24 protein-coding genes and 7 pseudogenes are annotated in these 23,545 nt (G+C 66.4%); 15 read left to right on the plus strand and 16 right to left on the minus strand.

What is annotated here, in order from left to right; all coding sequences use genetic code 11:
- Nucleotides 1–525: 525 nt before the first annotated feature.
- Entirely contained in the window at nucleotides 526–636 is a 111-nt protein-coding gene (locus PV419_RS47890) for a Rho termination factor N-terminal domain-containing protein (RefSeq protein ID WP_319699993.1), read from the minus strand.
- Between the two features lie 178 nt (nucleotides 637–814).
- Here PV419_RS47890 and PV419_RS47895 point away from each other — a divergent pair, with 178 nt between their 5' ends.
- On the plus strand, nucleotides 815–1,090 hold the full coding sequence (locus PV419_RS47895; RefSeq protein WP_319699995.1) for an integrase: 276 nt from the start codon (nucleotides 815–817) through the stop codon (nucleotides 1,088–1,090).
- 10 nt (nucleotides 1,091–1,100) lie between these two features.
- Here the strand turns inward: PV419_RS47895 and PV419_RS47900 are convergent.
- The 4 genes and pseudogenes from PV419_RS47900 to PV419_RS47915 form a co-directional block, all read right to left on the minus strand.
- Nucleotides 1,101–2,339 (minus strand): annotated as a pseudogene (locus PV419_RS47900) (IS701 family transposase).
- Between the two features lie 163 nt (nucleotides 2,340–2,502).
- The gene (locus tag PV419_RS47905; protein WP_319699997.1) at nucleotides 2,503–3,300 is read right to left on the minus strand and encodes an ABC transporter permease subunit; all 798 of its coding nucleotides are present in this window, start codon (nucleotides 3,298–3,300) and stop codon (nucleotides 2,503–2,505) included.
- Entirely contained in the window at nucleotides 3,297–3,890 is a 594-nt protein-coding gene (locus PV419_RS47910; RefSeq protein WP_319700107.1) for an amino acid ABC transporter permease, read from the minus strand. The genes PV419_RS47905 and PV419_RS47910 overlap by 4 nt, the downstream gene beginning before the upstream one ends.
- 20 nt (nucleotides 3,891–3,910) lie before the next feature.
- Nucleotides 3,911–4,567 (minus strand): annotated as a pseudogene (locus PV419_RS47915) (amino acid ABC transporter ATP-binding protein); the annotation flags it as partial.
- A gap of 145 nt (nucleotides 4,568–4,712) precedes the next feature.
- Between PV419_RS47915 and PV419_RS47920 the strand changes: the two are divergent.
- From PV419_RS47920 to PV419_RS47940, 5 genes are all read left to right on the plus strand, one after another.
- On the plus strand, nucleotides 4,713–5,267 hold the full coding sequence (locus tag PV419_RS47920; protein WP_319699999.1) for a CGNR zinc finger domain-containing protein: 555 nt from the start codon (nucleotides 4,713–4,715) through the stop codon (nucleotides 5,265–5,267).
- A 137-nt stretch (nucleotides 5,268–5,404) separates the two neighbouring features.
- A complete protein-coding gene (locus PV419_RS47925; protein WP_319700001.1) occupies nucleotides 5,405–6,121 on the plus strand; it encodes a haloacid dehalogenase type II in 717 nt (238 codons plus the stop codon).
- A complete protein-coding gene (locus PV419_RS47930) occupies nucleotides 6,118–7,326 on the plus strand; it encodes a pyridoxal phosphate-dependent aminotransferase (protein WP_319700002.1) in 1,209 nt (402 codons plus the stop codon). Before PV419_RS47925 ends, PV419_RS47930 begins: the two co-directional genes overlap by 4 nt.
- Nucleotides 7,327–7,444: 118 nt before the next feature.
- On the plus strand, nucleotides 7,445–8,824 hold the full coding sequence (locus PV419_RS47935; protein ID WP_319700004.1) for an MmgE/PrpD family protein: 1,380 nt from the start codon (nucleotides 7,445–7,447) through the stop codon (nucleotides 8,822–8,824).
- Nucleotides 8,821–9,285: a RidA family protein gene (locus PV419_RS47940; protein ID WP_319700006.1), complete on the plus strand. Its 465-nt coding sequence runs from the start codon at nucleotides 8,821–8,823 to the stop codon at nucleotides 9,283–9,285. The genes PV419_RS47935 and PV419_RS47940 overlap by 4 nt, the downstream gene beginning before the upstream one ends.
- Nucleotides 9,286–9,971: 686 nt before the next feature.
- Here PV419_RS47940 and PV419_RS47945 read toward each other — a convergent pair.
- Nucleotides 9,972–10,116: pseudogene (locus PV419_RS47945) on the minus strand (IS5/IS1182 family transposase); the annotation flags it as partial.
- Between the two features lie 181 nt (nucleotides 10,117–10,297).
- On the opposite strand from PV419_RS47945, the gene PV419_RS47950 reads away from it, so the two are divergent.
- Entirely contained in the window at nucleotides 10,298–10,837 is a 540-nt protein-coding gene (locus tag PV419_RS47950) for a hypothetical protein (RefSeq protein WP_319700008.1), read from the plus strand.
- A gap of 70 nt (nucleotides 10,838–10,907) precedes the next feature.
- Here PV419_RS47950 and PV419_RS47955 read toward each other — a convergent pair.
- Nucleotides 10,908–11,498, minus strand: a pseudogene (locus PV419_RS47955) (ISAzo13-like element transposase-related protein); the annotation flags it as partial.
- 71 nt (nucleotides 11,499–11,569) lie between these two features.
- A complete protein-coding gene (locus tag PV419_RS47960) occupies nucleotides 11,570–12,172 on the minus strand; it encodes a hypothetical protein (RefSeq protein WP_319700010.1) in 603 nt (200 codons plus the stop codon).
- 67 nt (nucleotides 12,173–12,239) lie between these two features.
- Between PV419_RS47960 and PV419_RS47965 the strand changes: the two are divergent.
- Nucleotides 12,240–12,463: pseudogene (locus PV419_RS47965) on the plus strand (IS5/IS1182 family transposase); the annotation flags it as partial.
- Nucleotides 12,464–12,518: 55 nt separating this feature from the next.
- Nucleotides 12,519–12,998: an integrase core domain-containing protein gene (locus PV419_RS47970; protein ID WP_319700012.1), complete on the plus strand. Its 480-nt coding sequence runs from the start codon at nucleotides 12,519–12,521 to the stop codon at nucleotides 12,996–12,998.
- Here the strand turns inward: PV419_RS47970 and PV419_RS47975 are convergent.
- Nucleotides 12,923–13,282: a GNAT family N-acetyltransferase gene (locus PV419_RS47975; RefSeq protein WP_415925540.1), complete on the minus strand. Its 360-nt coding sequence runs from the start codon at nucleotides 13,280–13,282 to the stop codon at nucleotides 12,923–12,925. The two genes, PV419_RS47970 and PV419_RS47975, sit on opposite strands and share 76 nt — an antisense overlap.
- The gene (locus tag PV419_RS47980; RefSeq protein ID WP_319700014.1) at nucleotides 13,212–14,204 is read right to left on the minus strand and encodes an IS630 family transposase; all 993 of its coding nucleotides are present in this window, start codon (nucleotides 14,202–14,204) and stop codon (nucleotides 13,212–13,214) included. Before PV419_RS47980 ends, PV419_RS47975 begins: the two co-directional genes overlap by 71 nt.
- Nucleotides 14,205–14,480: 276 nt before the next feature.
- Here PV419_RS47980 and PV419_RS47985 point away from each other — a divergent pair, with 276 nt between their 5' ends.
- A complete protein-coding gene (locus PV419_RS47985; RefSeq protein WP_319700016.1) occupies nucleotides 14,481–15,206 on the plus strand; it encodes a carbon-nitrogen hydrolase family protein in 726 nt (241 codons plus the stop codon).
- Between the two features lie 246 nt (nucleotides 15,207–15,452).
- On the opposite strand, the gene PV419_RS47990 is transcribed toward PV419_RS47985, so the two are convergent.
- Nucleotides 15,453–16,127 (minus strand): HAD family hydrolase, encoded by a 675-nt coding sequence (locus PV419_RS47990; protein ID WP_319700018.1) that lies wholly within the window; start codon nucleotides 16,125–16,127, stop codon nucleotides 15,453–15,455.
- A 312-nt stretch (nucleotides 16,128–16,439) separates the two neighbouring features.
- On the opposite strand from PV419_RS47990, the gene PV419_RS47995 reads away from it, so the two are divergent.
- A complete protein-coding gene (locus PV419_RS47995) occupies nucleotides 16,440–17,654 on the plus strand; it encodes an MFS transporter (RefSeq protein ID WP_319700020.1) in 1,215 nt (404 codons plus the stop codon).
- Nucleotides 17,655–17,790: 136 nt separating this feature from the next.
- On the opposite strand, the gene PV419_RS48000 is transcribed toward PV419_RS47995, so the two are convergent.
- Nucleotides 17,791–18,921: an SDR family NAD(P)-dependent oxidoreductase gene (locus tag PV419_RS48000; protein ID WP_415925537.1), complete on the minus strand. Its 1,131-nt coding sequence runs from the start codon at nucleotides 18,919–18,921 to the stop codon at nucleotides 17,791–17,793.
- A 179-nt stretch (nucleotides 18,922–19,100) separates the two neighbouring features.
- Here PV419_RS48000 and PV419_RS48005 point away from each other — a divergent pair, with 179 nt between their 5' ends.
- Nucleotides 19,101–19,658: a TetR/AcrR family transcriptional regulator gene (locus PV419_RS48005; protein ID WP_319700024.1), complete on the plus strand. Its 558-nt coding sequence runs from the start codon at nucleotides 19,101–19,103 to the stop codon at nucleotides 19,656–19,658.
- An 84-nt stretch (nucleotides 19,659–19,742) separates the two neighbouring features.
- Here PV419_RS48005 and PV419_RS48010 read toward each other — a convergent pair whose 3' ends face one another.
- Nucleotides 19,743–19,952: a hypothetical protein gene (locus tag PV419_RS48010; protein WP_319700026.1), complete on the minus strand. Its 210-nt coding sequence runs from the start codon at nucleotides 19,950–19,952 to the stop codon at nucleotides 19,743–19,745.
- 122 nt (nucleotides 19,953–20,074) lie between these two features.
- Between PV419_RS48010 and PV419_RS48015 the strand changes: the two are divergent.
- Together PV419_RS48015 and PV419_RS48020 are read left to right on the plus strand one after the other, a co-directional pair.
- Nucleotides 20,075–20,794 (plus strand): annotated as a pseudogene (locus tag PV419_RS48015) (IS630 family transposase); the annotation flags it as partial.
- Between the two features lie 82 nt (nucleotides 20,795–20,876).
- On the plus strand, nucleotides 20,877–21,143 hold the full coding sequence (locus tag PV419_RS48020; protein ID WP_319700112.1) for a hypothetical protein: 267 nt from the start codon (nucleotides 20,877–20,879) through the stop codon (nucleotides 21,141–21,143).
- Here the strand turns inward: PV419_RS48020 and PV419_RS48025 are convergent, their stop codons facing one another.
- Genes PV419_RS48025 through PV419_RS48035 form a run of 3 tightly spaced genes read right to left on the minus strand, consistent with a single transcriptional unit; the run spans nucleotide 21,144 to nucleotide 22,146 of the window.
- Nucleotides 21,144–21,353: a hypothetical protein gene (locus PV419_RS48025; RefSeq protein WP_319700114.1), complete on the minus strand. Its 210-nt coding sequence runs from the start codon at nucleotides 21,351–21,353 to the stop codon at nucleotides 21,144–21,146.
- The gene (locus PV419_RS48030) at nucleotides 21,350–21,964 is read right to left on the minus strand and encodes a GNAT family N-acetyltransferase (RefSeq protein ID WP_319700028.1); all 615 of its coding nucleotides are present in this window, start codon (nucleotides 21,962–21,964) and stop codon (nucleotides 21,350–21,352) included. The genes PV419_RS48025 and PV419_RS48030 overlap by 4 nt, the downstream gene beginning before the upstream one ends.
- Before the next feature lie 11 nt (nucleotides 21,965–21,975).
- Nucleotides 21,976–22,146 (minus strand): hypothetical protein, encoded by a 171-nt coding sequence (locus PV419_RS48035; RefSeq protein ID WP_319700030.1) that lies wholly within the window; start codon nucleotides 22,144–22,146, stop codon nucleotides 21,976–21,978.
- Between the two features lie 295 nt (nucleotides 22,147–22,441).
- Between PV419_RS48035 and PV419_RS48045 the strand changes: the two are divergent.
- Nucleotides 22,442–23,530 (plus strand): annotated as a pseudogene (locus PV419_RS48045) (integrase core domain-containing protein).
- Nucleotides 23,531–23,545: the final 15 nt, after the last annotated feature.

A 23,545-nucleotide genomic window follows, 5' to 3' on the forward strand; every position in this document is an offset into this window, starting at 1 on the left:
CGGCGGCACACGACCCACGCCTGGACTCCGACCTTCTGGAGCAGCTGCTCCAGAAGGCGGGGCAGCAAATCAAGACCCTGGATTCCCTGCATGCCAAAAGCGCATCGGCGCTGCTGTCCCCCACCGAACCGTTGCAACCGACCCCACAAGCCGTTCCGGGAAGAAGGCGCGGACGTGATCAAGCCTGAGCACATCGAGACCCTGCTCAAATCCGATGGCGATGCGCCTGACCTGGCCCGGCACGAGAGCAAAACGACCGGGTGGGAAGGGACACGGGGCGGCTCCACAAGCACCGGCCTCGGCGGCCCTTCGGGATGCTCGGGGTGCTCGGGGTGCTCGGGGTGCTCGGGGTGCTCGGGGTGCTCGGGGTGCTCGGGGTGCTCGGGGTGCTCGGGGTGCTCGGGGTGCTCGGGGTGCTGCGGAGTATCCGTCCTGTGGTGGACATCGGGGTCGATCACCGGCACGGACGACTACTGCTCGCGCGGTGCCGCTGGCCAGGTCTCCATCCGGCCGGGCCCGGCAGCCCTACGAGCTGCGCTTGCCGCTGGGCACGTCGATCAGCTCTTCTTTGCGCATATCGTGAACACCGCTGAGACCCGTCTCGCGGGCCATATCGCGCAGCTCGTCCACGTTCATCTCGCGAAGTTGCTCCTCGGACGCGTCGGTCTCCTCCGGCGCTTCCGTTCCGCCGCGCCTGGAAGCTCCGGCAGGGGTCGTCGCACTGGGCGGTGAGATGTGTGGTTCCAGAACTCGGCCCGGCTCGGTGACCAGCACTGATGAGTGAAGCAGCACGGGCTGGGAAGAAATTCGGATTGTGCCGCTACGTCTGCTCTATTTGATCTTCACCCGGCTGCACGGCTTGGTCGGGCTCATTCGCCGTTCCTCCACCTCCAAGGACATCGAGCTGCTCGTGCTGCGGCACAAGGTCGCGGTGTTACGCCGCACGAACCCCAAGCCGCGCTTTACCTGGGCCGACCGTGCCTACCTCGCCGCGCTGATCCGAAAGCTGCCCCGCCAACTGCGACAGCACCGTGTGGTCACGCCCGACGCGATTCCGCGGTGGCACCGCCTACTAATACTCCAGCTGTAGATCGTGATCTTCATGTCTGGGATGCGACTTGTCGCCGGTAATGGCTGGTTCGTGATCGTGCCTGGTGGCGACGCCGCCAGTCGGACCAGCTGAGTCGGTGGGCCAGACCGTGGAGAGGCCGGACTGCGATCAACAGGAAGAGATGTTGGATCTCGTTGCAGATCAGCGGGATCAGGTCGTCCGGTCCCGGGCGGTGGGCGTGTTCGTCGGCGCGGACGACGGCGAGGAAAGCATGGGCGAACATGGCGAGGGTGACCCAGCGGCTCCAGGAATGATAGCGGCGGAGTTGGTGTTCATCGAGCCCGGTCAGTGTCTTCTCAGCTTGGAAGGTCTCCTCCACCCGCCACCGGGAGCCGGCTGTCCTGACCAGGGTATGCAACGGGACCGGCACGGTGGAATGGCAGCGTTGGTAGGCGAATTCACCGCCGTTGCGGCTACGGCGGATCAGTAGCTGTCGGCAGCCGGTCGCCGGCTCTGCAAGGTCGATGACGGCCCAGTCGTAGAACCGGTGGCCTTTCGCGCCGCGTCCGGCCGACGGCTTCTGCCAGGCCCTTTTGGGCAGCTTCGCCGCCAGCGCGTCGACGCGGGACTTCCCTGCGTGAGTGGCTACTTCGGCCGATCAGGCCACCGCCATGACATAGCCCAGGCCGCGTTCTTCCAGGGCCGCCCGCAGTTTCGGGTTGCCGCCGTAGACCTCGTCACCGGTCACCCAGGCGATGCGGTGTCCGGCGTTCAGGAACCGTTCGATCATCCTCCGGGCCAGTTCCGGCTTGGTGGCGAAGACGGTGTCCTCGCCGAGCCCGGCCGCCTGGCAGCGATCGAGATCGGAGGTCCACGAACGCGGGACGTACAACTCTCGGTCCACCGCCGCATGCCCGTGCCCGCCCGCATAGACGAGATAGACGGCGACCTGGGAGTTCTCGATCCGACCTGCCGTGCCGGTGTACTGGCGCTGGACCCCGACGGTGTGGGTGCCCTTCTTCACGTCGCCGGTCTCGTCCACAACCAGCACCGCAGCCTCGTCATGGAGATGCTCGACGACGTACTCGCGGACGTCATCGCGCACGGCATCGGCGTCCCAGGACGCCCGGCACAGCAGGTGCTGCATGCCGTCCGGAGTCTTCTCTCCGGCCCATTCCGCGATCGTCCAGCAGTTCTTTCGAGGCAGGTCCGACATCAAACCCAGCACCAACCGCTTGGCCCGCAGCCGGGGTTCGACCCGGGCGAACCGGCCCGCGATACGGCCCATGACCACCTCGAACGCCTCCCGCCAACGACCCGGATCTATGCTGTGACCTGCAGCCACCGACTCCTCTTTCGTTTTGTCTTCACAAACGACGATGATCATCGGTGGCCGTACCCGCACACGGAACTACTCCCCACCAGCAAGATCATGATTTACAGCTGGAGCGCTAAGCGCCATTGGTGGTAGGGAGGCTCCTGTCGTGCATCCGGGTCGCCAGGGTGGACAGGGCCGTGTTCATCGCGATGTAGAGAGCACCGATGACGAACGCGGTGGGGAGAATGTTGTGATAGCCGGTGTAGATGAGCTGCCCGGTCCGGACGAGATCTTCGTAGGCGATCACGAAGCCCAGTGCGGTGTCCTTCAGGGCGACCACGCACTGATTGATGATGGACGGCAGCATCGAGCGCACCGCCTGCGGGAGCAGGATGAGGGCAGTGATCTGGTGCTTGCGCAGGCCGAGGGCACTCGCTGCCTCCCCTTGGCCACGCGGGACGGCGAGGATCCCGGCCCGGATGACTTCGGCGAGTACTGACCCGTTGAACAGTGCCAGCGCGATGACCAGGGCGCCGAACTGCCCTATTACGTCGGCGAACCCGAGGAAGAGAAAGAGGATCAGGAGTAGGAGGGGGATGGCCCGGAAGAACTCGATGACGGCCGTAGCAGGGATGCGGACGAGTCGATGGCTCGACAGCCGGGCCGCAGCGAGGAGGATGGCGAGCACGAGTGCCAGCGCGATGCCAGCCGCTGCCGCCTTCAGGGTTGCGAGCAGTCCCTGACCGATGCCGTTGAGGATGTCCGGGTCGGTGAAGGGCTGCCACATCTGCTCGTCGAACTGTCCGTTGTCGGCCAGCCGGAGGATGGCCGCGGTGAGCGCGCCGCTCAGCAGGAGGAGGGATGCGGCGCCGAGGCGGCGTTGGCGTCGGCGGGTGGCCGGTCCGGGGGTGTCGTAGAGGAGGGGGTTCATCGCCTGACCGCCCATCGGTTTTCGAGCAGGCGTGCCACTGCGGAGATGGCGAAGCCCAGGAGGATGTAACCGGCCGCGATTCCGAAGAAGGCCGCGTACAGGCCGTCGGGGTAGTCCCTGATCAGGCTGTCAAGCTGGAAGGTGGCCTCGGTGATGCCGAATACCTCGGCGACCGCAGTGTTCTTCAGCAGTGCGATGAAGACGCTGGCCAGGGGGCCGAACACGGAGCGTACAGCCTGGGGGAGGATGACCAGCCGCAGGGATTGGGTGAACGTGAGCCCTATGGCCCGTGCGGCTTCGGCCTGTCCGAGGTGGACGGTGTTGATTCCGGACCTCAGGACTTCGCAGACGAAGGCGGCGGTGTAGAGGCTGAGGGCGGTTGCTGCGCGGGTGAAGAAGCTGAGTTCGACGCCGACTTCGGGCAGGCCGTAGCAGATGACGACGAACAGGAGTACCAGCGGGGTGTTGCGGACGATGTCGACGTACCGGGCGGCTGTGCCGCTGAGCACGCCGATGGGGCCGACCCGCATGATGGCCAGGATGGCGCCCAATGCTGTCGCGCACAGGGCCGAGATGGCCAGGAGTCTCAGGGTGAGGGCGAATCGACGCGGCGGGCAAACCCCATCTCATGCGTGACGACGATCATCGTCATGCCGTCACGGGCGAGATCCGCCATGACATCGAGGACCTCGTTGATCATTTCCGGATCGAGTGCCGAGGTCGGCTCGTCGAAGAGCAGCACCTTCGGGTTCATCGCCAGTGCGCGGGCGATTGCGGCGCGCTGCTGCTGGCCGCCGGAGAGCTGCGCCGGATACTTGAGCGCCTGCTCAGCGACCCCGACCCGCTCGAGCAGGGCACGGCCGTTGCGCTGCGCGTCCTGCGACGTTTGCCGGCGCACGCGTATCGGCCCGAGCGTCACGTTGTCCAGCACCGTCATGTGCGCGAACAGGTTGAAACTCTGAAAGACCATGCCGACGTCGGCACGCAACCGCGCCAGCTCCTTGCCCTCTGCAGGCAGCGGAGTCCCGTCGACGTTGATGCGACCGCTGTCGATCATCTCCAGGCGGTTGATGACGCGGCACAGTGTGGATTTGCCCGAGCCGGACGGGCCGACCACGGCCACGACCTCGCCCCGGTCGACGGTCAGATCGATACCTTGGAGTACGTGGAGCGCGCCGAAGTGCTTGCTGACGTCTTCGAGGACGACAAGGGGGTCGTCGCCGGGCCGTTCGCAAGCGTGGGCGGGAGGGATCGAGGCAGGGGTCATGCAGCACCTCTTGGGCTTTGACCGCATGAGTGGTGCGTCGGCTGGCAGCGTTGGCATGAGGCAACGCCATGACGACTACACGAACGTCATGGGTATGCTGAACTAAAGTGATGACAGAGAACCCCTCTTTCCGTTAGGAGTCAAGATGGCAATAAGTGATTATTCGAGTCGGGCGGCGCTCACGGCCGTCGATCTCGTCAACAGTTACGACGTGATGACTGGCGGTGATGAGTTGACCTCGGAGGCCGCGGCTGCCGCGCTGCTCGGCAAGCGTGGCTGGGTGCTCGACCGCCCGCTGTCCGGCTCCGACCTGGACCGGTTGCGGGCCCTGCGTCCCCGCCTGCGGTTCGTCTTCGGGAACTCCGTGGTTCGCAAGTCGGTCGAGGATCTCAATGGAATCCTGCGCGAGCTTGGTGCTCAGCCCCAGCTCAGCGACCACGATGGCAGCTGGCACTGGCACTATGCGCGCCCCAGGGCCCCGCTCGCCGAGCGGGTCGCGACCACCTGTGTGGTGGCCCTGCTCACCGTCATTGCGGACGGGGGGGAGTCCCGCCTGCGCATCTGCGAGCGAGTGGAGTGCGGCAACGTCTTCGTGGACGCGTCGCGGCCCGGATCGCGCCGGTTCTGTGACGCCAAGGGTTGCGGCAATCGGGTGCACGCCTCGGCCTATCGGGAGCGCAAGCGGCAGCAGGCGAACTGACGGCCACCGTAGCCACTCGAGAGAACTCAGTAGTTAACTGAACTTGACTGATGACGATTCGATTGCCTACCGTCGTATCACCCAATGGCGCCCCTCGCTCATGAGGGGTTCGCCCGGATCGTTCATGAGAGGCAGACATGGCTGCTGCACCGCTGCCCGCGACACCGCGGCTCATCACGTTCGACACCTACGGGACCCTCATCGACTGGGACTCCGCGCTGCGTGCCCACATGGCACAGCTGTTTGCCGGCCAGGGCGTGAAGTTGAATGTCGCGGAGTTCTACCAGCGCTGGTACTACGGCTTCGCACTCCCCGCCGTCTCCGGGCCCTTCCAGCTCTACCGTGACCTGCTGAAGAACACGATGGCCGAGGCCCTGGCCGAAGCGAAGGTCGACTTCGACCCGGCGGAACTCGATGTCCTGGGCGACGTCATGGCCCAGGCTGATCCGTTCCCGGACACCGTTGCCGTGCTGGATGAGCTCAAGCGGCACGTTCCGCTGGCAACGATCTCCAACAGCCAGCGCGACATCCTCCAGGCCAGTGCCAAGAAGCTGGGCGATCCGTTCACCTATGCCATCACCGGCGAGGTCGTCCAGGCATACAAGCCCGACCGGGCCCTGTTCGACCTGGTGATGGAGCGCGCGGGAGTCGAGCCGCACGAGGTCGTCCACGTGGCGCAGTCCCAGTACGTGGACCTGCCCCGGTCCGTGCCGCTGGGCATGCCGACGGTGTGGATCAACCGGCAGGGCCAGACGCTGAGGCGGGAGACTCCCGCTCCCACCGCCGTACTGCCCGACCTGACCGGGCTGCTGTCCCTGCTCGGGCTCGTCCCTACTGGTGAGGCCCGCTCATGACGGCCCGCCCCCGCGTTTCCGACGCCGTACGCCGGCTGCACCTTCCTGAACGGCGAGAGCAGCTCGGGGTGTCCGTGCGGGAGGCCGACCGTCATGTCTCGGCGAGCCTGGACTCGCAGGTGATGGACACGACGCACTTCGACACTGTGCGTTTCCCGCCGCCGCCCTGGGCCTCGGAAGCCTTCATCACGGCCGCCGCCGACGGCCGCAACGCCTACACCCCTTACCGGGGATCAGCGCCGGTCCTGGAGTCGGTCGCCGGTGAACTGGTCACCAGAATGGGCGTGCTGGTCGATCCCGAGCAGAACATCCTGATCTCCCCGGGCACCCAGGCCGGCCTGTTCTCAGTGCTGTCCGCCGTGGTCTCCCCGGGCGACAGGGTGGCACTGTTCGACCCCGACTACCTCTTCAGCGAGCGCATCCTGCGCTTTTTGGGTGCCACCGTCCACCCCGTTCCGCTCGTCGACAGTGACGCGGGGCTGGCGCCGGACCTCGACGAACTCGAGAGGGCATTCCGCGCCGGCGCGACGACCGTGCTGTTCTCCCACCCCAACAACCCCACCGGCGCCCTGTATCCGCCGCACGTCCTGGACGGCATCGCCGCCCTGGTCAGGGAGCACGACGCGCTGGCGGTCGTCGACGAACTGTACGCCCGCCTGGTCTATGACCAGCCCTTCTCGCACCTCGTCAGCCGGCCCGGCATGCGCGAGCGCTGTGTGACCATCACCGGCCCCTCGAAAACCGAGTCCCTCAGCGGATACCGGATCGGCGTGGTCGTCGCACCCCAGGCCATCGTCGATGCTGTCGAGGACGTACTCAGCGCGATGGCCCTGCGTGCCCCCGCCTACTCCCAGCACCTGCTGACCCGCTGGCTGCGCGACGACGAGCAGTTCATCCAACAGCGCCTCGGTGAACTCCGCTCCCTGCGCGACCACACCCTCCAGCGGCTCGCCGAGGTACCCGAACTGCGGGTCACCTGCCCTCCGGCCACCGCCTATCTCTTCGTCGACGCGACCGCCCTGAAAACCCCTGATCACATCCTGGCGGAACGACTCGTCCGCGACGCCGGCGTACTGATCAGCCCGGGATACCAGTTCGGCGCCCGCGGTGTGGGGTCCTTCCGGCTGTGCTACGCCCGCGACGAGACGCTGTGGGACGAGGCCCTGACTCGGATGAACAACGTCTTCCGCAAGCTCAGTCACTAACAGGAGACGGCCGCGGCCGGACTGATCCGCTCAGGCTGGCAGGCCCGAGGCCGCCCGGGCCCGCGGCTCCTGCCAGCACTTCCAGGACCACCCGCGCCTTCCAGAAACGGATACCCTTGTGAGCGCCACACCCACCAGGCAACTCATCGACTGCCTTGGCGTCTTCGCCTACGACAAGCTCCCCGCGGAGGTCGTCAAGCAGGCCAAGAACACTCTCTACGACGGCATCGGCGCGCTGCTCGCGGCGACCTCCCACCGCTACCCCGTTATGTCCCTGCTGGAGAAGATGGTCACCGAGGCGGGCGGCGCCGGTGAATCCCGGGTCGCCGGCTCGCCCCTGCGCACCAACCCGGCGACCGCCGCGCTCGCCAACGGCACGCTGGCCTACTACTGCGACATCGAAAGCCACCACCCCTCCGCCATCGTCCATGCCATCGCCGTGGTCGGACCGGCAGCGCTCGCGGTCGGTGAGCGTCAGCACTCCAGCGGAGCGGATGTCCTGGCCGCTATCGTGGCGGGCATCGACGTCGCCGCACGCGTCAGCTACGCGCTCAGCCCTGCCGAGCAGTACGCCCGCGGCTTTCACCCCAGCACGGTGGCGGGAACCTTCGGCAGCGCTGTCGCCGCCGGTCTCCTCCTCGGGCTGGATGACGAGCAGTTCACCAACGCCTTCGGTCTTGCCGGGACGAGTACCTGCGGCCTGATGTCGTGGGTCGACGACCCCTCCGAGCAGTCCCGCCCGCTCAACATCGGTCTCGCATCCCAGGCCGGTGTCCAGGCCGCCATGCTCGCCGCCACCGGCTTCAAGGGACCGGACGACATCTTCGGCGGCAAGTACCCCTTCGGTAAGGCCTTCACCGGCCAGTGGGACCAGGACGCCCTGCTGGATCAGATCGGCGAGCGGTTCGAAGTGACGGAGCTGTTCTTCAAGCGCAACTCCTGCTGTGTCTTCATCCCCGCCAGCCTGGACGGCCTGCTCGACATCCTCCAGAGCGAGGACATCACCGTCGACGACATCGCCTCCGTCCACGTCCGTGCCCCACAGTCCTCCTACCACGTTGTCGACAACAACCCGCTGCGCTCGCACTGCGCCCAGTACGTGCTCGCCGTCGCCGCACACCAGGGCCACGTCGACTTCGCCGACATCATGGAAGACCGCCGTTCCGATCCTGCCATCGCAGCGTTCGCCAACCGGATCACCCTCACCGGCGACGACCTCTTCGACCAGCGCTCCGGCAGCCTGCGCCAGTCGGTGGGATCGATCACCCACGTCACCACCCACAGCGGCGCGGCCTACGTCCGCGATGTCGAATTCCCCCTCGGGGCGGCCCAGAACTCCCTGTCCGACGAGGACCTCCAGCACAAGTTCACCACCCTCACCAAGGACGTCATCGACGCCGACAGGGCGACGCAGATCAAGAAGCTGATCGACGAACTGGACAAGGTGGACGACATCAACACCCTCACCCGGCTGCTCGAGTCCGGACCCAAGACGTGACCACCAACCCCGCCAAGCCCACGCGGTCTGTCACCCCTCCCGTGCCGGCCGGCGATTACACCGTCGCCCGCCGTGCCGCGGAGCTGGTGTTCATCTCGGGAATGACACCCAAGGACGGCACCACACTGCTCGCCACCGGCAGGCTCGGCGAGCAGATCTCCATCGAGGAGGGACGAAGCCTCGCCGCAGTCGCCGCGAGCCGCGCCCTGACCGCAGCCACAGCTGTCGCCGAGCAGGCAGGAACGACCCTGCATTCGGTGGTGTCCATGACCGTGTACGTCGCGGTGGCAGCGGACTTCACCCGCATCAGTGAGGTCGCCGACGGCGCCTCCGCCACGCTGGTGAAAGCCTTCGGCCGGGAGTCCCTGCCCACCCGCACCGCCGTCGGTGTCGCCACACTGCCCGGCGGAGCCCCCGTGGAAATCCAGCTCATCGCCACCATCGCCAGCCCAGCTGCGTAGCCGGCAAGGAACACGGAAAATCCCTACCCAGATCCACCATCACAGGTGATCTCCCAAAGCCTCCCCGCAGTCGCCATCCGGGTGACCGCAGGGAGGCTTGCGGTGCGGCGTCCCCAGCGCGGAACACGACTGTCCGGCGAGGGCCTGAAACAGCCTGCGCCTCCAGGCCCGACTACACCAATCCGAGGGAATCTGCGTGTAGTCACTGGTCGCGAAGCCCAGCCTATATACGCGAGGATATCCCTGGAACCCCGATCACCGGGTTGACACCCTGCTGCGAGACGGCGACGTCCGCGACAACATCCATGTCGACAAGGCGAGCCTCGCGAAGGCGCCCCGGCCGAAGCTCGATCTCGTCCTTCATCTGCTGCGTTAGGGCGACATGTTGAAAGGATCCCGGCTCGACCGGCTTCCCTGCTCAGTGTTAGATCGGGTCACCCTCGGCGCCGACTTGCGCGAGCACGGGATCGGGCTGCACGTCAGCGGGCAGGACATCGACACCTCCACGATGGAGGGCCTGGCAATGTTCGATGCTGTCCGTGCTCGCCGGGCTCCAGCGTGAACTTTCCAACCGGCGACGACGCCATCAGCCCGGGCCGGGCCTGCTACTACGAACAAACCTCCCACCGACCATGGAGATCACGATCTACAGCTGGAGTACTAAGAGGTGGCGCGGATAGGGGCGGTCATGGTCGACGGTTCGGGCGTTCGTCCCAGCGGTGAGTTGTCCATGCCCGCCGGGATCAGACTGCGCACGGTGATGATCGTGTCGACGAGGTCGAAGAAGGCGTCGACGACGGTGGCGCGCCGCTCGTAGCAGCGGGCGCGCCGGGCGAGCTGCCGCACGGTCAGCCGGCGGCTCCGCCGCCAGGGGTGGGGCGGGCGGAAGGCCAGGTGCTGTGAGTTCGACGGAGCCGACGGTGGGTTCGCGGTGGAGGGTGCGCAGTGCGGGGCAGGGGCGATACCGTCCACCGGACAACCAATGATCTTTCGACCCGCTTCGGAGTAGCCCGTGAGTGACGCTTACTCTCCCGTTCCGGAACTCAATAGGCTCAAGGAGTTCGACGAGCGATGTGGAAGCGAGTACTACGCCAACGGATTCGAGCTCGTTGAGTTCGGCAAGCCCAGCGGTGCCGAGACATACTCGGAGGAGCAAGAGTTCGTCGACAGCTTCTTGTGCTTCGCCCGCGCCAACAGATCCGGTTCGGACTATGCGTTCTGGCGCGTCGACGACCGTGAGGACCTGGCCACTTTGCCCGTGGTGGTCTTTGGAGACGAGGGCGGAATATGTGTCGTCGCCAGCAACCTCCGGGACTTGTTTCGGCAACTCGGATGTGACTGGTGGCAGTGGCCTTCCTGGGAGACGGCCCAGTTCATGGAGCCCGACCTTGATGACAAGCCCAGCCCACGCCATGGGGACTATCTCGAATGGCTGAATGAGAACTTCGGCCTTACCCCACCGGACAATCCCAACGAGCTCCGGGACGTCGCAGAGGCCGAGTTCGGCGCTCTGTTGGAGAGCTGGGTGGATCGCTTCTACCAAGACGAGTAGGAGCTGCGACCTGCGATGCCTGACAACACTCCGTCAGCTTCCGGTCATGCGGCGGAACTCAGCGAGCGACGTCGTGGATGCGGACGGGAACCGGTTCGCCGGCCGGCCGCCACTGGCGGCCGGTGTTCTGGTGCTCGCGCGCTTGCTCGTTGAGGTGGCGGAACTGGGCATCCCGGTCGGCATGCTGGCCGCCCTCGAGTGTCTTGGCGTTCGCCTGCAGGCTGAAGCCTTCCTCCCGCAGCAGACCGGCAACAGTGTCGGCACTGGCCTTGTGCCCGGCCTGGGTCAGCTCCCGCGCGAGGGTGCGGGTGGACTTCACTGTCCAACGCAGCGGCGACATCGGATCCCCGCGCTCGTCGGGCTCGACCAGCTCAAGCAGGGCCGGTCGCAGCCCCGGGTCGAGATCCGTAAGCCGCTTGCGTCCGCCGCCCGGCCGCCGCGCCCGCCCCAATGGCTCCTCACCGGCCTCCAGCTCGAACACACCCTTGCGGACGGTCGTCTCGCTCACCGCGGCCGCCCGGGCGACGGCCCGGATGCCGCCATGCCCCAGCCCCCGGGCTTCCGCGGCCATCAAGAGCCGCCGCTGCCGCTCGTCGAGATGCGGCCACAACACCTCAAACTTCGCAGCAAGTTGATCACGAACCTCGCCCGGGATGCACATACCACACCAACGAGCCCCACAACGGGAAGCAACACCTTGATTTCCCGCAAGCCCCAAGGGTTGTCCCGTAACTACTGATCGGGGCGGACGCCTCGGACATGTGCGATCACGTCTGGTTGGCCCAGGCCGGCACGGTTGATCCGGCCTCGGCCTCGGTCAACTCCTTCTGCGGCCAGTCGTTTCCGCAGCATGGGGGGCGCCAATGGGGTTTCGAAGCCCTCGCTGAGGCCTCGCCCCGTATCTGCGTACTCGTAGCGGACCGCGTAGATCCTTCCCTGGTGATGCCACTCGCAGCGAACCAGAGGCCGCGCGAGAACCACCTCCAACCACTCTGCTGCTCTGTTCGCCAGCACCGAAGGGCTGCCAGCGGCTTCGAAGGTGAACTCACTCGTGGACTGCTGGACAGTGAAGTCCTGGTTGTGGAGTTCGCCCCCACGGATGGCGGAGCCGTCGAAGTGGGCGCCCACCGTCAGAACTACCCGGTTGCGTTGCGGGTCATCGATGTCCAGATAGACGATCAGCTGGCCGTTGGAGGTGTATGCCGTTGGCAGCACGACGGTGTTGAGCGGGTCCACCAGCCAGGATCCCGCGCGTTCGGCCAGAACGTCCACGAACGCGCGTTGCGCGACGTCCAGGTCGTCTTGGTCGTACTCGAACCAGGGGATCTCATCCATGACCGCACTCTACGGGCGACACAAAGGCTGTTCAGAAGCTGCTGGCCGCAGGTGAGACGATCTTGATGTGGCTGGTGTGATCACAGCGTCGGAGCCGTCCTGGATAGCCCCGTTCACCGGGCTGAGCCCGCGCGCCTTCGGGAAACTGGTGACCGTACTGCGGCGTGAGTGTGCGGCCGCGGTCCGCAAGGGCCGGCCCTGGAGTCGTCCGCTGAGCCCCGCAAGCGGTTCGCCAAGGACACGGTGCTGATCGTGGACGGCACTCTCGTGCCCACCCGCGATCAGGCGATGGAGTCGGCACCCGGTACGTGCATGTCCTCGGAGTGACCGACCATCCGGACGGACCGTGGACCACGCAACAAGCCCGCGGTTTCCTGATGGACCTCGGCCACCGCGCATCCGAATTCGACTACCTCATACGCGACCAGGCCGGCCAGTTCAGCAGGTCGTTCGACATGGTCCTCGCAAGCGCGGACATCAAAGTCACGAAGATCCCCCGCGGTGCCCCCGAGCGAATGCGTACGCGGAGAGATTCGTACGTACCGTCCGCTCAGAGGGCACTGAGCGGATGCTCATCTTCGGCCGACGTCACCTACGCACCGTGCTGAACGAGTACGTCCAGCACTACAGCGGATCAGGCACCGACAGTGCCTCGGCGGGCCCTTGCAAGAGCCCAGTTTCCGGCACCCACACGGCAAACGCGTCGCCTTGTCAGGCAGCTCAACATTCGGCTGTCAAGTGTCCCTCCAATCAACGGAAGCGGTCTGACCTGTACGGATGGTTAATTCGCGAATCAGATTCCTGGCTGGTGAATGGTTTGCGATAGCGGCCGAAGGTGGCCACACGCCGGAATCCGACGCTCTCGTACAGCTCGTAGGAGCGGTAGGGGTTCGCGGCCCCTGTGTACAGCCGGGCGCTGTGCTCGCCTTGTCGGGCCAGCGCGTGCAGACCGGCGAGGAGCAGCTCCCGGGTAAGGCCCCTGCGTCGCCGGTCCTTCCTGACACTTAGTGGTCGGCTCCGGAAGTCCTTCGTAGGTTGATCATGCTGCCAGGCTGGCAGAAAATTCCTCCTGGTGATCGGCGGCGTGCCGGTCGAGCCCGGCCAGCAGATCGTCCAGGTCGGAGGTGGTGAACTTCCACTGGAACAGTTGTGCCGTGGCGTTGTAGCGGTCTTCGAAGGCTCGGAGCCGGTCCGCGACCTGGGCAAGGTCGGTGTGGTCATTCGGCGAGACGACCTTGCGCTGCACGACGGAGAAGAAGATCTCCACCTGGTTCAACCAGGAGGCATGCACCGGGGTGTGCACCAGCACCGCGTTCGGGAAAGCGGCGGCCAGCCGGTCTGCGGCCTTCTTGCCGCGGTGGGAGGAACCTTTGTCCACGACCCAGAACACCCGCTTCGCGTTGGCGTACGGCTGTTGGATCATGATCTGGGTGACCAGGGTCATGAACGCGTCGATGCCAGTGCGCGGTTCGGTGCGGCCGAAAACCTTGGCGGCGTGGACGCCGTAGGCGGCCAGGTAGGCCAGCGCGCCGCCGCGGCCGTAGGTGTGGTTCACGGGCATCGCGCGGGCCTGGCCGAGGGCGAGCGTGGGGTGGCAGCGGCAGCGGGCCTGGATGGAGGTCTTCTCGTCCGCGCTGATCACGTACTCGTCCGCGCCGAGCGGCTCGCGGTCCCAGATGCGGGCGTACAAGTCCAGGACGCGGGCCGCCTTGGGGCGGAAGTCGGGGGCGCTGATGAAGATCCAGGAACGGTACTGCCAGGGCTTGATCGCGTCCCGGACGATCCAGCGACGCACGGTGGAGGTCGACATGAACGCGGTGATGCCCCGCGACATGGCCTCGCGGGCCAGCTCCGGGCACGACCAGTGCGACAGCGGGGTGCCTGTCTCGGCGGGAAGCTGACAGGCCAGCGCCTTGATCTGCGCGACCTGGATGGGCGTGAAGATTGGGGGCCGTCCTGGGCGCTTGCGGTCAGCGAGCTGGGAAAGGCCCAGGGCGGCGAACCGGCCTCGCCATGTGCGCACGGTGTCCACGTGCACTCCCACCTCGACGGCGATACGCGCATTGGACCATGCCCCGCGCCGCCGGGAGAACGATCCACGCCCGCACCCGGGCCGTGTGCTCGGTCCTGTGACCGTAGGCGGCCTTCTTCAACCGGTGCCGCTCGGCGGCGGTGAGTACTATCAGGCGCGCGGTGACAACAGGCAAGACAGGCAGGCCGATCAGCAGAAGTGGATCAGGGACGGCCACAGCCTGCCGCAGCCGGTCCGACTCCGGGCGACGTGGCTGGTTCCTGAATAATCCAGGCCATGGAGACGAGTAGAACGAAGAGGAAGCCGCTGACGGTGGCCACCGTCCAGCCCGTGTGGGCCGGAGCGGATGTCATGGCGAACGTCAGGGAACATGCACTGGCCATCGAGCAGGCACACGCGAGATTGGTGGTCTTCCCCGAGCTCTCCCTCACGGGATACGACCTCGGCGCGCCCTCGCTGGCTGTGGACGACCGTCGTCTCAGGCCCTTGGTGGACGCTTGCCGTGTCGCCGGCTCGGTGGCGCTGGTCGGCGCGCCGATCGGCGACGAAGACGGCCGCGAGTACATCGCTACTTTGGCCGTGACCGGTGACAGCGTGACCGCGGTATACCGGAAGATGTGGCTGCACGGGGCCGAGTTCGACCGGTTCAGCCCCGGCGAGAAGCCGGTGGTGGTCACCGTCGATGGATGGAGACTCGGATTGGCCATCTGCTACGACGCTGCCGTACCCCAGCACGCCGCCGACTCGGCAGCACTCGACATCGACGCCTACGTGGCCAGTACCCTCTACGGCTCTGGCCCCGACTCCGCGGCTCGCCGAGATGCCCATATGCGAGAGCGCGCCGCTGCCCATGGCGTCTGGGTCGTTCTTTCCACAGCGGCCGGCCCCAGCGGCTCCTTCGCGCAGACCTCCGGCGGCTCGGGCATCTGGGGGCGGAGCGGAGAACTAGTCACCCAGGCCGGTCGTAACGCGGGCGAGATCACGACGGCTCTGCTCAACTGACGAGCGATTCGAGTTCTATCTCACCGTCTTCGACCCCCGACCCCCGACCCGCGAACGCACCCGCTGACGCCGGGGTCAACTAAGGGCTCCGGCAAAGTCGTTGATCACGCTGTCAGGAGCAGGTTGATTGGGCGGGTGGCGTCGCGGGGCGTGATGTCGGAGCGCGGCGGCGATGACGGTTCGGAATTTCCTGCAGCGCGCCTGAACCTCACCCAGCGTCGCGGAAAGATCGATGGATATCTCATCTCAGAAGTGATCCAGCAACTGCGTGAATCTCTCGAGCCTCAGGACCCGGTTGTCCTGCATGTCCAGCTCTTCGTGCTCGAGCACCCACGTGTTGTCGTTGGGTATGAAGATCGCGTTCATCCCGGCCCGCCGGGCCGGAACGATGTCCGACTTCGGGGAATTTCCGATCATCCATATCGCGTCAAGCGGCCACCGACTGCTCTCCGCGACTTCCCGGTAGACCTCCACACCCTTCTCTGCGACGATGCGGACGCTCTTGAAGTGGTCAGCGAGTTGTGATGCGTCCAGCTTTCGCTGCTGCTCCTCGAGGTCGCCCTTGGTCAGCAGGACGAGATGGTGCCGCTCGGACAGTTCTGAAAGCGTTTCGGAGACTCCGGGAATGAGTTCCACCTGCCGGTGGACGAGAGCCGAGGCCAGTTTCTCGATGTCGTTCCGCTCGTGGTCGGCGGCCGGGCGCCGGTAAAGGTGCTCGAAGCAGTCTCCGAGACTCCGCAGGAACATCTTGCTGCCGTAGCCATGGGTGACGGCGTTCGCTCGCTGGATGTCATCGAAGATCCTGCGGATTTCCGTCTTCTCCATGGTCGGGTGGTCGAGCCAGTCGAGGAAGTCGGCGATGACGCGCTCGAAGAGTACGTTGTTTTCCCACAGGGTGTCATCTGCGTCGAAAATGAGCATTTGCCGTGTCTGTTTGGGGCCTGGTCCCATGAGGTGGCATCTCCGTTCGGGTGAGGGTGGCGTGCACGCCGGATTTGATCTTCATCATAATCCGTACCGTGCTGCCGCCCCCGGCGAACGCGGGCGGCCTTGCCTTGACAGCTCACAATGGAACCCGTGATCATGTGCTGCGTTGATCGGTGAGTCATCCCTTGCTTCGGATCCTGACCGACCACGTATCTCCCGATGAAGCCCTGCCCTGCTACAGAGGGGTGGCCGTGATGCGGCCGGGGCTCTGTGTGTCCCGTCACTCAGGCCTTCTCGAGGTGCTTCATGTCCTATCTGGCGCTGCTTCGCGCCCCCTATGTGGCCCGTTTGCTGGTCGGCTCCTGGATCGGTCGGCTGCCCTTCTCGATGGCCGCTCTGAGCATTCCCCTGGTGCTCAGGCAGGCCGGTGCGACGTACCGGTTCGTCGGTGTCGCCGCGGGCATCTTCGCCGTGTCCGCCGCTGTCGGTGCTCCGCTGCTGGGCAGACTGGTGGACCGGATCGGTCAGGTACGGGTGCTGGCGGTCACCGCGGTTATCGCCGGTGTTGGTTTCATCGGGATTTGTGTCGCCCCGCAGCGGCCGGCCGTGGTCCTGGCAGCAGTGTTCCTGGCCGGTGTGGCGACCCCGCCCCTTGAGCCGTGCGTACGAGCTCTGTGGCCGGACATCGTCCCCTCCGAGCGGCTTGATTCGGCCTATGCGCTCGATTCGGGCGCCCAGGAACTGATCTTCGTCGGCGGACCGCTGGCAGTGGCCGGCTGCACGGCCCTTTTCTCACCAACCGCCGTGCTGTGGACACAGGCTCTGCTGGGAGTCGTCGGGGTACTCGTGGTCGCCACCGCACCGCCGTCCCGCCAGTGGCGGGCCGCGCAGCGGTCCACGAACTGGCTCGGCGCGCTGCGCAGTCCCGGACTGGTCGTCCTGCTGGCCGGGCTGATCGGAGTGGGGACCTCCATCGGCACCCTGAACGTTCTGACGGTGTACTACGCCGAGCACCACTATGTGGTGGGCGGCGCTTCGGCGCTGCTGTCGCTGAACGCTGCCGGTGCCCTGTTCGGCGTCCTCGCATACGGAGCGCGTCGCTGGAGCATGCCGCTGCCACGCCGGGCGGTGACGTTCGCGGGCGGCCTGGCGGTGGGGTACACATTGCTGATCCTGTTGCCTTCGCCGCCGTTGATGGTGGTTCTGATGCTGCTGACCGGCCTGTCCCTGGCGCCGCTGCTGACAGTCTGCTTCACACTGGTGGGCGACCTGGCCCCGCCCGGCACGACAACCGAAGCGTTCGCGTGGCTGGTCACCCTCTTCTGCATTGGCACATCGGTCGGCTCGACCATAGCCGGCAGCGTGCTGGAGCAGTCCGGCGAGCACTGGGCAGCGGCCTGCGGCAGCATCGGCGCCACCGTGTGCCTACTCATTCTCACAGCTGGCCGCGCCCGGCTGGCGCCCGGTGCTTCCGATGTCGCCCAAAACCCAGCCGTCCCCAACGGGGCGACGAGGACGTGACCCTGTCCCGCTCGAAAATGTCAGGGCAACAATTTCGTGCAGGAGCGGAAACGGGCTGCACCAGCAACCACACGGTCCAGGCCGTCGCCCACATGCACAACCTCACGCTCGCCGCATGAGTTTCCTGAGTCAACCTCTATGCCGCCATGGGGGTGTCAGGGCCGTGTTGATCTTCCCGTTGGCCTGATGAATGTCGGGGTCGTAACAGGCTCCGTCGCGCCAGCAGGCCCAGATCACGCGGAGCCGGGTACGGGCCAGAATGCGGGTGGCGAGGGGGTGCCGCTTCTTGCGGCCCGCGCGTCGGCGTAGATCTTCGCGGCCCATGCGCTGCCGTGCCGGCTGTTGTCGGCGAAGGTGGTGATCGCGCTTCGGGCCCCGTGTTGTACGTGGTGGTGTCTGGCCAGATGTCGGGGGCAGCGAGGTGGGGGCACCCAGCTTGTTGGCTGCCACAATTGCTCATTTTTGAGAAGGCGGTTCTGCGGGCAATGAGTAGTGCACACCGGTGAGCTGTTCCGAGAGCACCCACAATTGGTGTGCCGTGGCGGAGTCCTGGATGGTGCGTTCCCGGTTGCGGAGGACGGGCTCCCCACCGAGCTGGAATGACCCGTCGGGCACGACGTAGCTCCCTCCGGGCAGGTTGGGGACGGTTGAGGCGTACAGGGAGGTCTTGGCGCCGTCTGGCGTGGGCGGAAAGCGATGCGCAGGAGCAGGCGCGTGAGGAGCCCGTATACGCGGCCCCGGGTGCTGTTGCGGTGAGCGCGAACGTGCCGAGGTGATTGATGCCGAACTGGGATTCGAAGCCATCGGCGGTCCGGGAGAACGGCACCATGGTTACGCCGGCGTTGTTGACCAGGAGATCGAGCCGGCCATGACTCCAGCCCTCAGCGAGATTGCGGATGGATTTCAGATCGGCGAGGTCGAGCATGCGCAGTTCGGTGTGGGCGTCGGGGACTTCGGTTCGCAGCCGCTCCACTGCGTTCCGCCCACGCTCATGGCTGCGGCAGGCCAGGACGACATGGGCGCAGCGGCGGGCGAGTTCACGAGCGGTGACGTACCCGATGCCACTGTTGGCGCCGGTGACAACAGCCAGTCGTCCCGCCTGGTCGGGGATGGAATCCGGCGTCCAGCTCATGCGCGGAACCGTTTGCGGCGCCGAGTTCGCGGAGCGATAGTCGATCAGGCGAGGGCCGTACTTAACGCTGCACGCGACTGTGTCGTCATGGTCGCGCAGTGAGGCTCGGGCGGCTGCCCGGGAGTCACGGGACATGGGGCCTCAATCCGTAGGCCAGGAGTGCCTGCGGCCTGAAAGAGCACAGCCGCATTGCAACTCAAAGTTGCGATACTTTGATCCTGTCGCATGTTCCGCCATCAACGCAACCAGGAGTTGCAATGGATTCTGTTGGGTCTGCCTCAAGGCGTGCCCCCGCTGTCGGGCGGGGCAAGAAGATGCGCGCCGCCGTGCTGGAGGCGACCATCATCGAGCTCACGAAGACCGGCTATGCAGCTCTGACCGTCGAGGGCGTCGCCCAACGGGCTGGCGTCCACAAGACGACGGTTTACCGGAATTGGAAAGACTCTGACGGCCTTGTCGCCGAGGCGCTGGCCAGCCACTTCGCCGTAGACATCCCGATCCCCGACACCGGGGCGGTGGAGAGTGACCTGCACGCGCTGGCCCGCTCCCTCGTTGCCACCATGACCACACAAGCAGGCCGGGCCTTGCTCATCACCGTTCTCTCTGACGCCGTACGCCTCCCCCGGCTCGCCAAAGTCAAGCACGCGCTCTTCGACGACAGGTTCCGGCGGGCGGAACCCGTTGTCACCCGAGCCATTGAGCGCGGCGAACTACCTGCGGACACCGACCCTGCCGAACTCCTCAAGGCCCTCGCCGCGCCGATCTACTTCCGGCTCGTGTTCACCGGCGAGCCGGTCGACGGGGCGACTGCAGACCGGGCAGTGCACATTGCACTGGCCGCCGCGCACGCCCGCGTGCTGCCAGCAACGTGACCGCGGGCCTAGGCACGCGGCGCCGGCCCTTCATTGCTTCACCCGACCGACTGGTGACAGCCCCACTCCGCCCTTGCGCCAGGCTCACGCTGCCTGGCCATAGCCTTCGGGGATCGGAGGCCCCTTTTGAAGCTGAGTGAAGTCGACGTCCAGTTTCGGGTCGTACGCCTCGGGATGAATGCCGAGCTCGTGCGTGCTGTACTCGCCGAACCGATTGATGTGCTCGCTCAGGTACGAGGAGACCCGGGCCAGGCCCTCCGGCTCTATCCCCCATCCCTCCTCCAGGAGATCCACTTCTGCTGATCGGCCTGCCTGCCTTGCCCGTTGCCTCCGCCTGCCCGATATCGCTGACCGCCTCGCAAAGGCATCGACTGAAGAAGATGGCCCATGGCCACAAGACCCCCTACCGGGCCCGGATGGCCGCGCAGATCGTGCTGCATGGGGCCAGGGGCCACTCCAACGCGCGCATCGCCCGAGAGACGGGCCTGCACCTGGACACCGTGCGGAAGTGGCGGGGCCGGTTCGCCGAGGATGGTATACCCGGGCTGGCCGACCGCAGCCGACCCGGCCGCCCTCCTTCGTTCACGGCGCTGCAGGCTGCCCAGGTCAAGGCGCTGGCCTGCCAGTTGCCCGCCGAGACCGGGGCGCCGCTGTCACGCTGGTCGTGCCCAGAGCTGGCCCATGAGGCCATGGCACGGGGCATCGCTTCGTCCGTGTCGGCCTCCACAGTGCGCCGCTGGCTGGACCAGGACGCGCTCAAGCCCTGGCAGCACCGCTCCTGGATCTTCCCCTCCGACCCCGGCTTCCACAGCAAGGCAGCCCATGTGCTGGACCTGTACGCCCGCACCTGGGACGACATCCTGCTCGGCGAGGACGAGTACGTCATCAGCGCGGACGAGAAGACCTCCATCCAGGCCCGCTGCCGCTGCCATCCCACCCTCGCCCCCGGCAAAGCCCGGGCAATGCGCGTGAACCACACCTACGGCCGCGGCGGCGCACTGGCCTACCTGGCCGCCTACGACGTCCACCGCGCCCGTGTGTTCGGCCGCACCGAACCATGCACCGGCATCGACCCGTTCATGACCCTGGTCACCCAGGTCATGAGCCAAGAACCGTACGCCAGCGCCAAGCGCGTCTTCTGGGTCGTCGACAACGGCTCCTCCCATCGCGGGAAGAAGGCCGCCGACCGCCTGGCCGCCGCCTTCCCAAAACGCGGTCATGGTCCACACCCCGGTACACGCCTCCTGGCTCAACCAGGTGGAGATCTACTTCTCCGTCGTCCAGCGCAAGGTCGTCTCACCCAACGACTTCACCGACCTCGGCGAGGTCAGGGACCGGCTCCGAGCCTTCGAAGACCGCTACAACGCCACGGCACAACCGTTCCAGTGGAAGTTCACCACCTCCGACCTGGACGATCTGCTGGCCAGGCTCGACCGGCACACCGCCGACCACCCAGAAGAATCCTTTGTTGCACTGGCAGCATGATCAACCCCCGAAGGACTTACGGAGCCGACCACTTAGCTCGCGCACCTCGCCAACGCTGTTGCCGCGCGGACCGGCCACGCACAGCGCGGCACCCGCCACCACCGACCCGTCCCAGGCGACCTGCCAATGCGCCGGCTCGGCGCCGTTGACGAATCCGGAGAAGTCCCAGCCCCCGACGTTGCCGGTGTCGGCATAGGCTTCGCGGATCATCTCCCAGATGGGGCGGTAGTGTGCCTCCTCGACGGGGCGCAGCTCAGTCCCGTCCGCCAGCGTGCCGGGCTGGTGCGGTGGCGGAGATCCGCCAACTCGAATTCGACAACCCGGAAGACGCACGCGTAACCCAGCTCTTCGAGCAGGTCCACGGCATCGGCTTCCACGTCGGCGGCGTTCGCCGCGAAGCACGCCCGATCCGCGGTCCCGTGCTGCGCGACGAGACGCGCGATCCGTCCCTCCGCCCACCGCACCATCGCCGTGCCGATGCCCCGGCCGCGCCGCTCGGGCAGGAGCCGGCCTCGGTGCAGATAAACCACGGTCCCGTCCCCGTCGGTCCACGAAATGATGTGGGCGTGGCCGACTACCGTTCCGTCGTGCTCGACGATGATCTGGTCCCGCGACGGGTCCTCGGGCGCTGTGGCGAACTCCGCGATGCCCTCGGCCGTGGGCATCGGTTCGACCACCGAGTCCGCGTGGACGCCTCCCTCGTTCCGGCAGCTCAGCCGCACCCGGAGCAGGGCCGGATGGTCTGCCTCTCCCCGATACGGCCGGAAGGAAACTCCAGCCGTCGGCGGCGCCGCCATCTCGCTGTCAATGTCGTCTGGCATGGCCTCATCCGTCATGTTCTGAGTTCGGTTTCGGGCTGCCGGAACCGCTTCAGCCGTCCGGCTGCCGAGATCAGATAGCCGAGTACCGTGAATCCGACGAGAAAGACGGCGATATAAGAGATCAGTCCGCCCGTGCCGACGCTGTCCGCGTTCAGCAAGTAATACGGATAACGATCGGTCATCGGTCATCGCTCCTCGGATCAGCACCACTGTCAGGCAGCCGAACAAGTTGCTCAGCCACGCCACCGGGTACCAGGCCCGCACGAGTGTCTGGCCGGTGCCGACGAGCGCCCAGTCGGCCAAGACCGCGACCGGCACCACAACGTGCGCCAACGTGTCGCCCAGCCCGTAGGACTCTGCGGGTGCCGATACATCATCCACACAGGTCGGGAGCCTGTTCACAGATCTTCGACTCTCCTCGCCATCCGCCCCAAGTGCCTTCGCCCGCGAAGAACCTCGGCGCCATCCTGATCTGTTGTGCTGCTGCGCCTGGCCTACCTCGCCGCGACCAACGCCCTGGCGTGCCTACGCCTCCTGCCGATGAGCGACAGGGAAAAGGACATCGAGATCCTCGTACTCCGGCACCAACTGCTGGTCCTGCAGCGTCAGGTCGGCAAGCCGACCCTCACCGACAGCGACCGCGCCATCCTCGCCGGACTGCTCCACCACCTCCCCAAGACAGACTGCGACACCTTCTCCTGCTGGTCCGCCCCGACACAGTCTTGCGCCGGCACCGCGACCTGCTCAGGCGGCGCCATGCCGCAACCTGCGTGCCCGAGCAACGCGGACGCCCACCCACCATCCGCTCGATCCGCGCCTGGTCCTGCGCCTGGCCAGGGAGAACACCTCATGGGGGTACCGACGGATCCACGGCGAACTGGCGGCGCTGGGGATCAAGGTCGCCGCCTCCACCGTCTGGGAGATCCTCCGCGAGCACGGCATCCCACCCGCACTCGAACGGCAGAGCACCACCTGGGCCGACTTCCTCCGCAGCCAGACCAAGGCTCTTCTCGCCTGCGATCTCTTCGAAGTCCGCACTCTGACGGGGGTGCGCCTGTACGTCTTCGCCGTCATCGAGCACACCACCCGTCGCATCCGGATCCTCGGCGCCACCGCACACCCCACCGCGGAGTGGATCGCGCAGCTCGGACGCAATCTCCTCATGGACCTCGAAGGCGCGCGCAGCAAGGCGAAGCTCGTGATCCGCGATCGCGATTCGAAGTTCACAGCCGTCTCGACACCCTGATGACCGATGCCGGCCTCAAGGTCGTCACCTCCGGCATTCGGATACCGCGGATGAACTCCCTCATGGAGCGCTGGATACAGACCTGCCGCACCGAACTCCTGGACCGGACCTTGATCGGGAGCCAGAGCCACCTCCTCGACGCCCTGCGCGAGTACGAATCCTTCTACAACGCACACCGCCCGCACAGGGCCCTGGAGCAAGCCGCCCCTTGCCGCCCACTACCCGCACCCATCGCCCGACAAGCCCAGCTCGCCCACCTGAACATCGACCGACGAGACCGACTCGGCGGAACCCTCCGCGAATACCAGCACGCCGCCTGAGCTGCGCGGGTGAAA

The organism is Streptomyces sp. ME19-01-6, from assembly GCF_033793745.1.
In the GTDB taxonomy this organism is placed as follows: domain Bacteria; phylum Actinomycetota; class Actinomycetes; order Streptomycetales; family Streptomycetaceae; genus Streptomyces.